Source organism: Hufsiella ginkgonis (assembly GCF_009834915.1).
GTDB lineage: Bacteria > Bacteroidota > Bacteroidia > Sphingobacteriales > Sphingobacteriaceae > Hufsiella > Hufsiella ginkgonis.
In genome coordinates this window covers 1,351,099-1,367,175 of record NZ_WVHS01000001.1, presented here as the reverse complement: position 1 = coordinate 1,367,175, position 16,077 = coordinate 1,351,099, and the positions used below count along the sequence as shown (strand labels likewise).

The following is a 16,077-nucleotide window of genomic DNA, read 5'->3' as shown; positions in this document are numbered from 1 at the left end:
ATGGAAAAAAATAACGCCCCACTGTCTGTTACATTAGACCCCATTGTTCGCGAGCTGCCCGAATACAAAAAGACAAGCTCGGGCCGTGAGCTGCAAACAATCATTATCGACGCAAAAAGTGACGAAATTCTTCACGAGAAACCCATCATACCACTAAAAAAACTCCGGTATTTCGAGCTAAGGATGAATGGCATCGTATTCAACGCAGAAGGTCCGGCCCTGGCTATCAATCATGAAAACCTGCCCGACCGGTTGAAAGTAACCCTCAATTACGATGCAAGGATCAATGCAAAAGGGTCATTCCGGCTTGTGAGATTCCTTAATCAACCCGAACCTCCTATCGCGATCTTAAACGCCAGGCTACAGCAGGTTATTCATTCGTATATTTTTAAACACAAAGAATTTGCTACGAATTTCAATGAACATAAATCTCCCCTTACCGACCTGTTAGTAGAGGAGGCAGCACGCGTGGGACTGGATCTAACGCCTTACATCCGCCTGAACTTACCCGTGCCAGTTATAAAGCCAAGGGAATTCGTGCCTTGCCAGCATACAGTACAGGCAAGAACGCGCGATGGGCAGGTGGTGGCTATCCAGCATGCGCTTGCCTTGAGCCTGGTTGATGAAGTAAGGTTCGCATTGTCGGGCATTGATGATCTTGAGAACTGGGCAAAGCTTAAGCTCGATCAGTTCACCTCTAACGTAGTGATAGATATGGAATATGCAGAACTGCTTTTTGACATGAACAAGAAGCTGATCGAGGTGCCGATGACTAAAGCAGCGATCCTGGTAGGCTATGAGCTCAAACAGCTTATTTCGGCCCCAGGATTCGATAACGAGAAGTTTTATTTCGAAACAGCAGACAATAACCCCGGTACACAACGTGAATACAACACCAAGGACCCGAAGTTTAAAATCGCATTAAACATCATTGTAGAGGGAAAGTTGGACCTGGAATCACCTATAACCAAGGAAAACATCGAAGCCGGGTCTGATATTATCTCCACTATGAAGAGCGACGCCATCGCAGCCGTACGTTCATTTGCTAACCTGCGAAACCCGGAAGAATGCTTCCTCGAGTTTAACCAATTGGAGATCGACCTTATCGAAACCGTTAAAGCAGCGATGAAAGTGCGATACGGCTTTATCGATCTGAACGTCAACATAAACATCCTCGAATCTAATCTTTCTGCCCGTTTTGACCGGCTTCAGGCGCGACCCTTCGAAATACGGTTTGGCGCAAATTTCGATGAACGGAACTTTATACTGGCTTTCCGCGTGATCAATGTAGCCAAAGAAGGATGGTACCGCTTTCGTGCGAATGATTACAGCGACTCACAGGAAGAGCTTTCGGATATCGGGAAAATGGTCGAGCGCTGGATGACATCGGTGTCGTTCAGGCGCGACGACAGGATCGATGGCATATTCATCAAACAGGAGTTTGCAAAAGTTGCGAAAAGAGTTGCCGAGAAATTCGGGCTGATAATCGAAACACATGACTTCGAAGAAACTGCAAGCCTTGAAGAGCGCAATATCAACGAGGAGCACCAGCGTGATATTAAAGAGAGTGCCACCCAAAATGACCTTCTCCGTTTCGATCGAACCCGCCGGCTGACCGATGCATTGGAAAAACGGCATGAATACATGAAAGATGCCACCATATACGAAGACGAGATCAAAGCCCTGACGGAGGAGATCAACCAGCTATCTGCTGAAAGCAAGTATTCGAAAGAGAAATTCGTTACGCGATCAAATACCAATGATTTCCTGCTAGCCAGCAATAATGCAGAGAACAGGGAGGAAAAACCATGAACCTATTCTACTTTCTGTCCAAAACCGATCAGGGAATTGTTCGGCATTGCACGGCAATAACCAAAAACATACAGGCAACTCTTGGATTTTTCGTCTTGCTTACCGGCACGATGGCCCTTGTCTCCGGAACATACGCGATATCCAACATGTTCATCCGGGAAGATGCCGGTACAGGGCAGCCGGCGATGATGCCGATGGGGTGGTTTTACTCAGCAATCCTCGGCACCGTTTATTGTATATTCATCGTAGCGATTGATCGCGAAATTGTATCGGCTTCTAACAAGATCGCAGCGTTGCTTCGACTTCCGCTGGCAATTATCATCAGTTTAATCGTATCTACACCAATAGAGATGCAGTTGTTCGACGCACGGCTGGTGGCGCGTTTACAGGAAGAAGACAGGCAAGTAAATAAGCCTTTGGCTGATCGCCTAACCGGCAATACCGAACGAATAATCACATTATTAGATAGTACCGAGAATAAGCGCCTGCAAGCTATGCGAAACAGGGATCGCTGGATCGCTATCCGCCAGGCGGAGCTTACAGGGGAGGCCGGGGCGTTGCAAACCGGGCGGGCGGGCGATGGACCAGCTTATAAACTGGCCGATCAAAACGTTAAGAGCGAAGAAATCAATATTGCCATTTGCGACCGTGACCTTACCCGGTTGAGGCTGGCTCTTAAGGAGGCGGAAATTAAAGAAGACACTGTTTATCTGAATAAAAAAGCGACGCAATCCTACGACTTCCTATCTAAAAGCGTCGCGCTCGGCAAAGTAAAAAAGGAAGACAGCACCGGCTCAGCAGGTCGCACAAGCTGGGGTATCACTGTTCTTTTCTTCCTCTTTGAAACCATTCCTTGTATTGTAAAGCTCTTACTACCCAAAACGGAATATGACGTTCTCATCGAAAAGCGCCGGCAGCTAAATATTCTGTCGGCCGTGGCCATCTACGAAGAAGCCACTTCTGAGTATAATATCAAGTCAGCGGAAGAGCTTCAGTCTGAAAATCCGCGACGAATACAACAAATGCTACTCTCACAATCCGACTAAAAACATCTCCGAACCAAACCTCTAATCACCATAACATGCAAAATCTTCCCCGTATTCACTCACAGGTCTCTCCTTTTATGGACGTAGATCTGTTCATGCGTCCAAACGACCTCAGTAAATCTTATAGTAATCACGAGCTCGCGGCAATGATCAACGGCCAGGCGTATGAGCGCGCGCTCCAGCGAATCGCCGAATTCCGTGACCGTTGTGAGCAAACCCTTCTATCGTTCAAAGAGCGGGTCTGGCAAACAGAAAGCGATTTCGAGTCACTCTCGTCGCAAGAACGGCGTGAACGTCCCGGAAGTGCGCCCCCAAGCTGGGGAAATATGACCGCTGAGGAAAGAGATAGCTACAATCAGAAAGTAACTAAATACAATAACCAGGTCGATTTCCATAACCGCCTCGTTGATCAAACCAATCGTGCCCGCGAACGCTACGAAGACGCCGTTTCCCGGCTTAACGAAAAACGGGCAGAGCTTGAAGAACAGGTTCAGCAAAAAGAGCAGGACCTTACGCCCGCGCTCGACCAGGATATCCTCTCCGTGCTGGGCAAGCTGCAACAGCTGGCTTATGACCATATCCATAACAAAAACAACCCCTTCTCAGGCTTCATGCTTGGGTTTCTCACTAAGAAAGTATATGTGTTTTTATATGATCGTGTATGGGGGACTGAAAGCCAACGCGCTGCAACAGAGATTTTTAAAAAGCTGAACGACGAAACGGAAATGATTTTCTCCCGCTATCCGGCCCCGCTTCGGCAGGGCTTGATCCAAACAGCCGGATTGATCCATTCCTGCTATAAGTTAAATGAAGTGCTGCTCGCAGCTATCCGGCAGTGCCTTAACGGTCTCCCGCACAACACTTGCGTTGAATACCAGCCGGAAGCAGATCGCTTTTTGACCCGGTCAACGGAGTTTAACTACGAGTACCGGCATTTAATTGACCCCATTGAAATAGATAATATACGTAATAATATGAGCGTGCGCATGACGGAGATCGGGGAGGATATTTCTCAATTAAAAGCGTTTATTCTGCTGCTTGAACCCGTGTTCGAACAAATCCTCAACGCCATCAGGTTCAATGCAGGCGAACTCACAAAAATGACCGAAAACAAAGAGAAACTACTCGACCCAATAGGCCGCGACCTTTATTTCGCCCTGGGCGTTTTCGACGAATATGATCAGGAGAGATTCCTTAACAAACAACAACCTTTCCTCAATGATGTTGAGCGGGAGATTCGCTCTTCACTGCACATTGGCGTTCCGCTTACTGCATTTATACGCCATATCGAAGCCACCGAACTGTTGATCCTGACGGCGAAAGAAACCGTATCTTCTGATATCGCTATGCAATTCTACCTGAAGCGCGATAAGCTGAGCAAGAAACTGGAGGAATTGGAAGTTGCCCTCGGTTCATTAAGCACAATAATCACAGAGGTAGACGAATTGCCAAAGCAGCAATCCGAAGCTTTCCGCAAGAAGATATCATTACTGCTGAATCTTTCGGTTATCCCGTTGATTAATATTGGTGTATTGGCACCCGTTTGGATGCTCGTTAGCCGTTACCTACCTGCTTTCGGCAGCAATAACCCATATTATAGTGAGTTACGTATATCGCAGGCTAAAAAACTCAAATCTTATAGCTTTATTCATGGCGGGCTGGCGATCAGCTTTTTTTTACTGGAATTGTTTGGTATCGGTCCAATTCCATGGCTGTTTCCTGCAATTGGCCTTAGCTATATGGTGTCGGGCGGGGCCCTTTTTTCCAGGGCGGGAAATGTGGGTGATGCGAGATAAGCGAATTCGTGAGGAGGCTCAACCCCGATTATCACCATATTGCCTTCCGTTGATTTCATAGATTAGGAAGACAATATGACTTCAACCGAAATCGGTTTAAAAGAAATCCGTTTTCAATATACTGGTGGGCAACGCCGGGTTCAGCGCCGGCAGACTCTATCAACAGGCCGATAGGAGACGCATCGTGTACTACTTTAATTCCGTTTCTTATTAGTCTTGTACGCTTTTTCTACGCGTACACGAAAAAGCAACCCAAACCTGCAATAACCTTATTTGTTCTGCGGTAACCTTTAGTTATGTATGCTTTCAGTAAGGTGCGTGATGTCCTATCAAGCGCACGGACCAGTCAGAAAGCCAATATTTGGGAATAGTAAATGTGTTGTTTGCGTAAGAATGTATAGGCAGCATGCAAACGGATCGCCAAAACCTGCGCGCACATCCCGTTATTCAATCACCTTCAACGTACGCTTTTTACGGAACGGTACGTTTTTTCTACGTTATCCAATAGGGTCGCTGTGCAACCCTGTGGGATAGAATTTCCTCCTCGGTAAATTTCCCCCAGTTGTGGCAGCAGGTAATATCTGCCGCATCCATTAACACCGCGAACAACCGCTTTTCCTCGACAATATTCCTCTTGAGGGCAACTCCAATTTGGTGCGAAATGGGTGGCAGATTCCAGCATTGCTGCAAGATCCGTTTCCACCTCAACGGAGACGGGCAGTGCCCGGGCCAAGGCCGAAATGGTGACGCTAACGGCGTGGTGAAGCCGGAAGATCCATAGGATCGTCATCCTTGTAACGATCGGCCGAATAGGGCTTTGGAGTGAGTTTGTTAAGGGTAGTATCGGGTTCTGTTAATGTTTCATGATGGTCTTGATTTAATAAATGAACTAATTGGTGAACCGGGATCCTGTCCTCTTTCCGAGGGGGTGGAGCAGCCGCGGGAGGAAGATCCGTTAATTAACACAATTGCTGTTTTGAGATATTGATGATCTTCCAGCCCATTTCTGACAACTTTTCTTCCGAATCCCAATCCTTCTCCACATTCCTCCCAATCTTCTCCAACCACCATTCCGTCCTCGTTTTCGGCACCACATAATACTTACATCCTTCGTGCCCATGCCAAAAGCACCCATGAATAAAAATCACCGTTTTGTATTTCGGCAGTACGATATCGGGTTTCCCGGGTAAATCTTTTACATGCAGGCGGTAACGGAACCCATGGCTATGCAGGAAGCGGCGCACGAGCAGTTCGGGCTTGGTATCCTTGCCGCGGATGCGCGACATGTTGTAGGAACGGGTTTCTTTAGAATGCACATCGGCCATGTACAAATTAACGGAGATTTGGCGGAAGAGTTTCTATGGAGCAGGTGCATGATACTGCTCCCGCCCCAAAACTGTCGGAAGTTCTCCTCCACTGCCAATACCGTTTTCATATCCACCCTCTAATTCATATCTTGTACCATGCTTCGCTCGTCTTGGTACTTCGCTACCGCGCTATTTCTTTTTAGCTGCTCCCCGAAATACACTGCGCTACAGCCATTCACCGCAGAAGATGGTCAGTTATCCGAACTCAATTACCAATGCCTCCACAAGGAAAATTATACAGCCGCCCAACGACGCTCCTTTTATCCGTATAACAAAGCCGCAGAAATCTGGATCATCTCGTTCCACGATCCGGCAGCAGATCTTGGAATTTCTATACCTGTTAAAAAAGGCAAGCTTAACCGTGCCCAGGTGAAGGAAATCACCAGGCTAACCGACACTCAAGTGGATGCGCTTACCGATATCTATTTCAATTACGGGCGCACGCCGGTGAGTGGTCTCCGAGTTTCGATGGGCGACGCCGGTGCCAGCTGCTACAATCCGCGTAATGGTATTCTTTTTATGAATGCGAAGGGGCGTGTGTTGGAATACATCGAGTTGTGCTTCGAGTGCCAACGCCGCAAGGTTAGTTCACGCCGGATACAGGAAGGAGAAACATGCGAGCAAAAATTTGGGTTGCTGAAAACGTTTTTCCGCGGGTCGGGCATCAAGTTTGGTACACAGGAGCGGTCTGACGAAGCAAATGAATAATCAAATATTATGTGGCTGGTGTTAAAAGGATGGAGGACCAATCTCCTGTTCGCGCCTGGAGTAGCGGGACTCATATTGCTGGGTTATGGGTTCCCCGGGTTGACATATCATGATTGCCTGGCTGTTTTCAATTTGTCGGTGGTTATCAATTTAGTAGTTGTTATTTTGGTGCATACTTATGTGGCCCTGCAATTTAATAAGGCAATAAAAAACAAATCGCTGCTGTTCAATATCAACGCAATACTTCCACTGGTTACTCTTGCAGCTTATCTTGTGTATTGCATAGCGTTCACAGTTGCCACCCTAACGGGTAAAGGTGAGGCAAGGGTATTTATCCCGGGTGATCATACTATTGGAAAGGCTATTCTTTTTGCTACGGCTCATGGCCTGTTAAACTTCTTTTTTATCAATAACAGGTACGTTTCGGTAAACATCAGGAACAATGACGATGAATGGCAGCAGGTACAATATCGGAAGGAATTTTTGCTCCCCATGAAAAGGCTCGTGCGTTTGTCGCTATATATCGGGGCAATATGTTTATTGGCAACGCTTATTAAAGATATTAGCACCTTGTTTTAATCACGGTTTACTCCGGCGCCGTTCCCGGCTTCTGCGCAGCATATAACAGCCCGTTTCTAGATAATTACCTCACACTATTTTCGAACATCGAGGTACGGATGAGGTTTCAGGAGGTTTACGAAAGCTGGGTTTAGGGATCGGTTGAAACCGTTGATTACGATTGCTGGGAATAATGGGTTTGAGTTTTTGAGTGGGGGGTTAGTGATGTGTAATGGCTAGGTTTCACCCTTTCGGCTGAAATGTTTCAGCATTACTAACGACCTGGCAGAGATTAGGCACCTATTTGCTCAGGTAGAAGCGGACTATAATCACACACGCCATAAATCCTCATTACGCCAGCCGGATTTCATGCCGAGCGCCATCTCATCAACCGTTGGGTATTTCGTAAAAAGCGACTGTAAACTAATCGAGAAGCTATTACCCGGATTAACCACATTAAGCAGGTAACGCATACAACAAAGATGAATATACAGGTTCTTAAACTCGTGTTCGGTTGGTACATCGGCTATCCACGGCTTAGGCGGTTTGCTCATCAACTTTGGTGTTCCCGGGAGGTTCTTATTCCACAACCGGCCATGATGGGCGCAGATGTTCCGGATTTGCGCAATCGCCTGGAGCCAACTCGGCAGGTAGGTGTGGTTTGCGGTTTGAAATTCCTGGGCAATAAGGTCCTTCGACTTAATGGTGTGCTTTAGATTTCCATAAAGCTTAGACAGGCTGCCAAAACTGGTGATTTCGAGCGACTTCCACGCCGGTGGAAAACGCATGTCGTCCTTATGCTTCTTCAGGTGCTCCTTAATAAACACATCTTTAGATCGTTCTAATTCTTCTTCGAGGCTGGCGAGCGTTTTGGTTAGCTCGCGCACATTGATAAATAAGGAAGTATCCTGAAACCACCACGGCGAGCACTCATGCGACAGGTGATAAATAAGGCGTGTACGAAGCGCAATCTCAATGCGTTCAATCACGTCAAATACAAGCAGGCGCAGATCGCGATCAAAATTGTATAAAGCAATTACCGCATCGAACTGGCTGCTGGGCTTAAACGTATGTGAAACTTTATCAGCTTGCATAGGCCACCAATATCCCGCCAACCTGTAATAACTAATGTTGGCCAAGTAGTGTGCCGCAACGGCTCGATCAGGGATCTCAAGTCCCCTGGCAATGAGCTGATCAATTTGCTCGTTAATACTAGTCGCGTTTTTCGAGTACATAATAAACAAAAAGCCCTCACGAAAAGGGCTTCAAAATATCTTTAAAAAAAAAGACTCGCCCTGGGACGCTGATCTTACGGGTAGCGTGGCGAGTACTGTTAGTACAAAGATACGGATTGCCGCGGCGGTTGTTTAAAAAAAATTAAAAAAAAGAAAAGACATACTAAGCTTACACCCTACTATTGTTGAAAGCGGATACGGATTGGTAACGCCTCAAAACTGCCGCAAGTTCCCCTGCACTGCTCCAGGTTACCTAAACCCGATGGCAGGGAGCTCCCGCGACCGTACAGCGGGACTATCGGAAGATAGCAGCACAAGCCTTGCTTTTCAACCGGGCAAGCCCCGTTATTCAAACCCATCGGGCCAACGTTTCGCCCGTAAACACATATAAGCGCAGAGTCCTTGTGAAGCTCATCGGATCAGCAACCATCGATATCTTCCAAATTCCGCCAGATTCCCAGGTATTTTACCTCGGCAACCCCCTTAATCCCCCCGGTAACCAACCGTATCACTTTGCACTCCCGGTTAAACAAATAAGTCCCCGTTTCCAAGTGAATACAAGCCACTTCACACCTTTTCCCTAACGGCATGGAAACGGTTCAACAATTTCATAAGTAACCGATAATCAAACATTTATGACAAAAAAATTTGATTATATGATTTCTAATCCGGTAACTTTGGCCTAACTAACCAAGGAATTAACACCGTTTTTCTGACCAATTTCCGTCAAATAAACAGGGTATAAACCTTCCGCTCTCCGCAAATGAATAAGTAGTACGGTATGCTCTAAGCTTCGCCTTAAACCTGCCCTATTAGCCTGCTCCTGCAACCAATTAACCAACTATAATATGAAAAAAACGAACGGTATTAAATGCGCGGTACTAATGCTTTTACTCCCGCTTACACACGCCTGTAAGCAGGAAACAGGCGTACCTCATCCAGGAGAAAATGCTGCGGGCACCATTATCCGGGCCAATGAATCGGTGAGTATCTGGATGACCACCGGCGATAAAAGCAAATTGCTGCAGCAGCAGGGAAACGTAACCTTTGCCGCCGATGCCGGGAGCAACGCTACCACGGTGACGGTAGACGAAAACTCGTCGTTTCAAAACATCGACGGGTACGGCTTTACGTTAACCCAGGGCAGCGCGCAGGTGATCAGCGGGTTAGCCGCGGCCCAGCAGGATGCCTTATTGAACGAGCTTTTCAGTGCCGGGGGGATCGGGATCTCCGCCATACGGATCAGCATCGGCGCCTCCGACCTTAGCAATTCCAGCTACTCTTACCGCGACGGCGCCTCGTTTAGCCTGGCGGGCCCGGACCTGACCTACCTCATCCCCATGATCAAAAAGGTGCTGGCCATTAATCCCGGGATCAAGATCCTGGCCACCCCCTGGAGTGCACCCAGGTGGATGAAAACGAACGGCGGCTGGGTTGGTGGCCGGCTGAATGCGGGTAACTATGGGGACTACGCCACCTATTTCGTGGATTACTTAAACGCGATGCAGGCCCAGGGCATCACCATCTGGGGCATCACCCCGCAGAACGAGCCGGAAAATGGCGGTAACGAGCCGAGTATGCTGATGGATGCAGGCGAACAGCTTAATTTCATCAACAACCATCTCGGCCCGCGCATACGGGGGGCGGGTTATAACACTAAAATTATCGCGTTCGACCATAATTGCGACAATACGAATTATCCCACCACGGTGGCTAACGGCAGTTCTTACGTAGACGGCAGCGCTTTCCATCTTTACCTGGGAAATATTTCTGCCATGACTACCGTGAAAAACGCCACGAACAAAAACGTGTATTTTACGGAGCAATGGACTTCTTCTGCGGGAAGTTTTGGAGGCGACTTATCCTGGCATACGCAGAATATTACGGTTGGCGCCTCCCGAAACTGGGCGAAGGCGGTTTTTGAATGGAACCTGGCCAATAATACCAGTATGGGTCCGCGCACCCCGGGAGGCTGTACGCAATGCCTGGGCGCCATTACCATTAACAGCAGCACGAGCTATACCCGCAACGTGGCCTATTACATTATCGCCCATCTTTCGAAATTCGTTAAACCGGGGGCGGTACGCATTAATTCGAACATCGCGGGAAGCATCCAGAACGTAGCGTTTAAAAATTCGGACGGAACGAAAGTGCTGCTGGCAGGGAACAACGGGGGCTCGGCCGTTACATTTAAGGTGAAATGGGGATCACAGTCGTTTACGTATACACTCCCGGCGGGCGCTACGGCGACGTTTAAATGGTCAGGTACGCAATCAAGCGGGGGTACTACCGCTCCGATCGGCCAGGTGATCAGCTTACGCGGCATTAATAACCAGTTCGTTTGCGGCCAGAACGGCACACAGGCCATGCGATGCGACAAAGCCGTTGCCGGCGACTGGGAACGGTTCACCGTAGTGGATGCCGGTGCAGGGAAAGTAGCTTTAAGAAGCATGAGCAAGTATGTGTCCTCCGAAAACGGGGCGGCTTCGGGCATGACCTGTACCAGGACGACAGTGGGCGACTGGGAGAAATTCGACTGGGTGGTAAATGCCGACGGTAAGATCTCCTTACGTGGTAATAACGGTATGTACGTGTGTTCGGAAAACGGGACCGATGTGATGAAATGCAACAGGCCCTCTATTTCGGGGTGGGAAGCCTTCAGTTTAAACTAACCTAAGCGCTCTCAATAAACCATTTAATTACAGAACTTATGAAATCAAAAGCGTTAGGCAAACAGTTGCTTGCCTGTTCCTGCGGACTATTGTTGATAGTTGCTGCATGTAAAAAAAGTACTACGGTGTCGCCGCAGGAGGAGTTAACCACTACCGCACCCCGTGCGTTAACCTACCAGCTGGTATGGGCAGACGAGTTTGACGGCTCATCGGTAAATACGGCAAATTGGAACTTCGAAACCGGCGGCGGGGGCTGGGGGAACAACGAGCAGCAATATTACCAGTCGTCGAACGCCTCCGTAGCGAACGGCAACCTGGTGATAACGGCCAGGAAACAAACCGTGGGCAGCAATCAGTATACTTCGGCGAGGATGCAAACCGCCGGGAAAAGACAATTTACGTACGGGCGGATCGAGGCCCGGATGAAATTACCGATGGGCCAGGGATTGTGGCCCGCATTCTGGATGCTGGGCGCCAATATCGGTTCCGTGGGCTGGCCGGCTTCCGGGGAGATCGATATTATGGAACATGTAAATACTTCAACCAGTGTTTTAGGCACTATACATTGGAACGGCCCGAACGGTTATTCGCAATATGGCGGAAATACGACTACCAGCCCCGGGGATTATCATACATACCGTATCGACTGGAATTCCAGCTCCATCGCCTGGTTCGTTGACGGGGTGCAATTTCATACGGCCAACATCGCCAATAACATCAACAGCACCGAAGAATTCCATAAGCCGTTCTTCATTTTATTGAATATGGCCGTGGGCGGCAATTTACCCGGCCAGACCATCGACCAGGGTAAGCTTCCCGCCAGCATGTACGTAGATTACGTAAGGGTATATAACGCGGTGGAAACATCCGGCAGCGCGCCTATCGGGCAAGTGATCTCGCTGCGCGGAAATAACAACCTGCTGGTATGCGGCCAGAACGGAACGCAGCCCATGCGGTGCGATAAAACCGCCGCCGGCGACTGGGAACGATACACCGTAATTGATGCCGGGGGAGGCAAGATCGCGTTGCGAAGTATGGGGAAATATGTGTCGTCGGAAAACGGCGCCCAGGCCATCACCTGCAACCGTACCAGCATTGGCGACTGGGAAAAATTCGACTGGGTGGTGAATGCCGACGGAAAGATCTCCCTGCGGGGGAATAACGGGAGGTATATCTCGTCGGAAAACGGCACCGCCGACATGACCTGTAACCGGACGTCTATCAGCGGCTGGGAGGCGTTCAGCTATTTTTAATCCTATCTTCCTATAAATTTACATCCCGCTCGAATGAAATACTTTGAGCGGGCTTTTTCTTATGATGCTGATGTACCACCGGGATTTTTTGGCTTTTGTATGCACCATCGTGCTTTTGAGCACTACGGCCCGCGCCCAGGAGAGCGGCAGTAAAAATGAAAGGTTATCCATACAAACCCATGCGTTTTACAAACAGGAAGATCTCCGGTGGTCTATCGCCGGGAATTTGCAGGGTCAAAATCCCAATATATATTCCGAACTGGCGTGGAAGAAGGTGAGCGGTCCGGGTATCGGCACCTCGGTTGCGTTCGGTATTTGGGGTCGGATTATGTTAACCGCGTCCTATGATCGAAGCACGGTTTCTTCTGGCAAAGTAAACGATACGGACTACCAGCAGGATAACCGCACGATGCCTTCCTACCAGGCGACCCTGGAAACCAAAGGCAACACCTCCTATTTAGCCGCCGGGGCCGGGTACCGGTTTTTTACCGGCAAAAAGATCCGGCTCTCCGGCTTTGCCGGTTTTGAAGATACGAGGCAATCGTTAATCATACTAAGTAATGAAATCACGACAGGCGACGCCGACCTTAACAGCACCTATCGAACATCCTGGGCAGGCCCTTACGCCGGGTTGAAGATCGAAACCGGCAGGCCGTCTACTGCCAGGCTGCAGCTGGACATCAATTATTGCCAGGCGAGTTTTTCCGCCAAAGCGGATTGGAAAAGGATAGACGCGTTCGCTCACCCGGTGAGCTTTAAACACGAGGCAAAAGGGTACGTGTTAAAATCGAAGGTCATAGCAAGTAAAGCTGTTAACAAAACGCTATCGGTATTTGCGGAGGCGATGGCATTTTATTCAGTTACGGCAGCCGGAACCGATGAATTATTCCTGGCGGATGGCGGCAGCCTGTACACGCGGCTAAACGAGGTGAAAGGGAAAGGGGGGTGGATTGGATTGGGGGTTCGGGTGGGTTTTTAGGGACCTTACGCAAAATTTCGCTCCTTAGAAAGTAGCTGCTCGCCGTTTATTATCTTAGCTTTCTAGCCGCCTTATATCTCATGCCCTCCACCCATCACAAACTTACGGCCCTGCCTGACTGCGTCGTCCGATCAGCCTCAATCCTTATCTTCCTCCTCCTTTTCTCCAGCTTCTCCTTCGCCCAGGACAAATTTCCGCCACCCTATGTGGTCGTTACCGACACTGCCGACACCGTTAACCTCTCCCACAAGTATTGGCAATACCTTGGCGACAACGATGCCGGGTTAAAACTGAACGACGTACTATCTCCGGCCAAACGCAAGCTGTTCAATTATACGGTTGCGAACAGGGAGTTCCCTAAGCGCCTGCATACGTTATGGTTGCGTTACCGGCTAAGAAACGCGTTAGACCGGCCGGTGAGCATCGCCATCGCAGAAAATGGAATCGACCGGGCCGAGGTGAACGCCTCCATAAACGGCGGAAAATGGGTCCGGTACGTAACCGGCGAGAGGGTGCCCTGGCGCGAAAGGAGCGGGCTTAAACAGATCTGCTACATCGTATTGGTAATTCCGGCGCACGGCGAGCTTACCGTGTACGAACGGAATTACGTAGAGGTGGGGTTGTTGTCTGTCGCGGTGGCGATAGGATTCAGGGACCGGGTGGTTAGTGAACAGTACGTGGATAACGACGCCCGGTTTACTATCGGCATTTTCGAGGGGACGATGATCGGCTTCCTGTTATTTGCAGCGTTATTTAACCTGTTCGTTTTTTTCGCCATCAAAGAACGGATCTATGTCATTTACGCAGTGTTCCTGTTGGCGTTGCTGCTCACTACGACCCGCCATGCGGCACTCACATTTATCGTGCGCGATCAACCCGGGGTGGTGGGTTATTATTCGCTGGTGAGTGTCGTCATGCTTTATACGCTCCTTTATACAATAAGGTACTTCCTTAACATCAAAAAACATTATCCCCGGTGGAACAAGATCTTAAACGTGACCAGTATTGTAGCGATAGCCATCATAGTTTTGGAGCGTATGGTGATCACCCCCCTTTGGAAAGAGGGAATATTGTATGCCGATACGGTGGCAGCTTCCCTGTTACTGGGTATGGTACCCGCCATCGCCGTAACGATGGTGCTTGTATTAGTAAAAAAAGATGCGTCGGCGCGCATTTTCGCGCTGGCGCTAGGCCCATTCCTGCTGACATTCGCTGGTATAATTATCGGCGCAGTCGCTGGAAATATAGCCATCCTGGATACCGCCAATTGGCTGTTCAGGCTTGCCATGACCGGATCCCTGTTCTGGGGAATTAGCGTGATGTCCTGGTCGCTCTTCGATCGCTTCCGCAGGGTGTCGAACGAAAACGCGCAGCGTGCGTTGGATGCCGAACGGATGGCCCGGGAACGGGATGCGGAACGCAGCGAGCTGATAGCGGCCCAAAAAGTAAAGCTGGAGCAGGAGGTGGAGGAACGGACGGCGGAGCTTAAACGGTCGATGGAGGAATTGCGGCAAACGCAAAACCAGTTGATCCAGTCGGAAAAAATGGCGTCGCTGGGGGAGCTGACCGCGGGGATCGCGCACGAGATCCAGAATCCGTTAAACTTCGTGAATAACTTTTCGGAGGTGAGCGCGGAGCTGGTGAAAGAGATAAAGGAGGGAATAGAAAACAGGGAATGGACGGATGTTTCGGCCATTGCAGACGACCTGGAGCTGAACCTGGAAAAGATCACGCACCACGGCAAGCGGGCGGATAATATCGTGAAGGGTATGCTGCAGCATTCGCGCGCGAGCACGGGGCAAAAGGAGCTTACGGACCTGAACGCGCTGGCCGAGGAATACCTGCGGCTGAGCTATCACGGCATCCGGGCGAAGGACAAAAGCTTTAACGCGGAACTGGTAACGGATTTTGATGCCGGGCTGCCGAAGGTGAACGTGATCCCGCAGGATTTCGGGAGGGTGTTGCTGAACTTGTTTAATAATGCGTTCCAGGCTACACAGCAGAAGAAATTCCAGGAAGGGGAGCAATACCATCCACAGGTAACGGTAACGACGCGCCAGGTAGCCGGCGGCGTTGAGATCCGGGTAGGTGATAATGGTCCGGGGATCCCGGATGGGATAAAGGATAAGATCTTTCAGCCGTTTTTTACGACGAAGGCTACGGGGGAGGGAACGGGGCTGGGGTTGTCGCTAAGCTATGATATCGTAACGAAGGGGCATGGGGGGACGATTGGCGTGGAGAACAGGGATGGCGGAGGGGCGGTATTTGTGGTCGGGGTGAAATAGGAATAGATTTTCTTACAGGGTTCGCGTTAAACCTGGGCGGCAACCAGTATGCATTTACAACGCAGTGACTTAAACGTACCCGGGATCATTCTGGCTGATAAACGTACTTAACCCCTGTCCCGCCAGCGCCCGGGTTTTCATTTCTTCAACCATTTGCCGTCCGGCACTGCGGTAGCTATAAGTATAAACCTGGGCGTGATTGAATTCGACTTTAATGAAATTCCCGCCGGTCTCATAAGCCGTTACGCCTGAAGGTTTGCCGCTTTTACTTTTGTAGGGTGTCATACTAGTTGAGAAACAGGTGTCAGGGTTCTTTCCTGATCATCTCCAGCCCCCTCGTCCACCTCAGCAACTCCTTCAGCATGG

The 16,077-nt window shown here is 49.4% G+C and carries 12 protein-coding genes; 9 read left to right on the top strand and 3 right to left on the bottom strand.

Annotated features, from left to right (window positions below; all coding sequences use genetic code 11):
• From GS398_RS05810 to GS398_RS05800, 3 genes are read left to right on the top strand one after another with little or no spacing between them, the layout of a single operon-like run.
• Complete coding sequence (locus GS398_RS05810) at nucleotides 1-1,812, top strand: hypothetical protein (RefSeq protein ID WP_160905753.1); 1,812 nt, start codon at nucleotides 1-3, stop codon at nucleotides 1,810-1,812.
• A complete protein-coding gene (locus GS398_RS05805) occupies nucleotides 1,809-2,858 on the top strand; it encodes a DUF4407 domain-containing protein (RefSeq protein ID WP_160905752.1) in 1,050 nt (349 codons plus the stop codon). Before GS398_RS05810 ends, GS398_RS05805 begins: the two co-directional genes overlap by 4 nt.
• Before the next feature lie 35 nt (nucleotides 2,859-2,893).
• Nucleotides 2,894-4,654, top strand: coding sequence for a hypothetical protein (locus tag GS398_RS05800; protein WP_160905751.1), 1,761 nt, complete (start codon nucleotides 2,894-2,896; stop codon nucleotides 4,652-4,654).
• Between the two features lie 959 nt (nucleotides 4,655-5,613).
• On the opposite strand, the gene GS398_RS05795 is transcribed toward GS398_RS05800, so the two are convergent.
• On the bottom strand, nucleotides 5,614-5,979 hold the full coding sequence (locus tag GS398_RS05795) for a very short patch repair endonuclease (RefSeq protein WP_160905750.1): 366 nt from the start codon (nucleotides 5,977-5,979) through the stop codon (nucleotides 5,614-5,616).
• Nucleotides 5,980-6,117: 138 nt separating this feature from the next.
• Here GS398_RS05795 and GS398_RS05790 point away from each other — a divergent pair, with 138 nt between their 5' ends.
• Nucleotides 6,118-6,729, top strand: a complete 612-nt coding sequence (locus GS398_RS05790; RefSeq protein ID WP_160905749.1) for a nucleoside triphosphate pyrophosphohydrolase family protein — start codon at nucleotides 6,118-6,120, stop codon at nucleotides 6,727-6,729.
• A 9-nt stretch (nucleotides 6,730-6,738) separates the two neighbouring features.
• A complete protein-coding gene (locus GS398_RS05785; protein WP_160905748.1) occupies nucleotides 6,739-7,308 on the top strand; it encodes a hypothetical protein in 570 nt (189 codons plus the stop codon).
• A 308-nt stretch (nucleotides 7,309-7,616) separates the two neighbouring features.
• On the opposite strand, the gene GS398_RS05780 is transcribed toward GS398_RS05785, so the two are convergent.
• Nucleotides 7,617-8,522, bottom strand: a complete 906-nt coding sequence (locus tag GS398_RS05780; RefSeq protein ID WP_160905747.1) for an Abi family protein — start codon at nucleotides 8,520-8,522, stop codon at nucleotides 7,617-7,619.
• A gap of 848 nt (nucleotides 8,523-9,370) precedes the next feature.
• Between GS398_RS05780 and GS398_RS05775 the strand changes: the two genes are divergently transcribed.
• From GS398_RS05775 to GS398_RS05760, 4 genes are all read left to right on the top strand, one after another.
• Nucleotides 9,371-11,194 carry a glycoside hydrolase family 30 beta sandwich domain-containing protein gene (locus GS398_RS05775; protein WP_202405957.1) on the top strand — a complete coding sequence of 608 codons (1,824 nt, stop codon included), beginning with the start codon at nucleotides 9,371-9,373 and terminating at the stop codon, nucleotides 11,192-11,194.
• A gap of 38 nt (nucleotides 11,195-11,232) precedes the next feature.
• Nucleotides 11,233-12,447 carry a family 16 glycosylhydrolase gene (locus tag GS398_RS05770; protein WP_160905746.1) on the top strand — a complete coding sequence of 405 codons (1,215 nt, stop codon included), beginning with the start codon at nucleotides 11,233-11,235 and terminating at the stop codon, nucleotides 12,445-12,447.
• 61 nt (nucleotides 12,448-12,508) lie between these two features.
• Nucleotides 12,509-13,426, top strand: coding sequence for an outer membrane beta-barrel protein (locus GS398_RS05765; protein ID WP_160905745.1), 918 nt, complete (start codon nucleotides 12,509-12,511; stop codon nucleotides 13,424-13,426).
• 80 nt (nucleotides 13,427-13,506) lie between these two features.
• Nucleotides 13,507-15,711 carry a sensor histidine kinase gene (locus GS398_RS05760; protein ID WP_160905744.1) on the top strand — a complete coding sequence of 735 codons (2,205 nt, stop codon included), beginning with the start codon at nucleotides 13,507-13,509 and terminating at the stop codon, nucleotides 15,709-15,711.
• Between the two features lie 69 nt (nucleotides 15,712-15,780).
• Here GS398_RS05760 and GS398_RS05755 read toward each other — a convergent pair whose 3' ends face one another.
• Nucleotides 15,781-15,996, bottom strand: coding sequence for a hypothetical protein (locus GS398_RS05755; RefSeq protein ID WP_160905743.1), 216 nt, complete (start codon nucleotides 15,994-15,996; stop codon nucleotides 15,781-15,783).
• Nucleotides 15,997-16,077 lie beyond the last annotated feature (81 nt).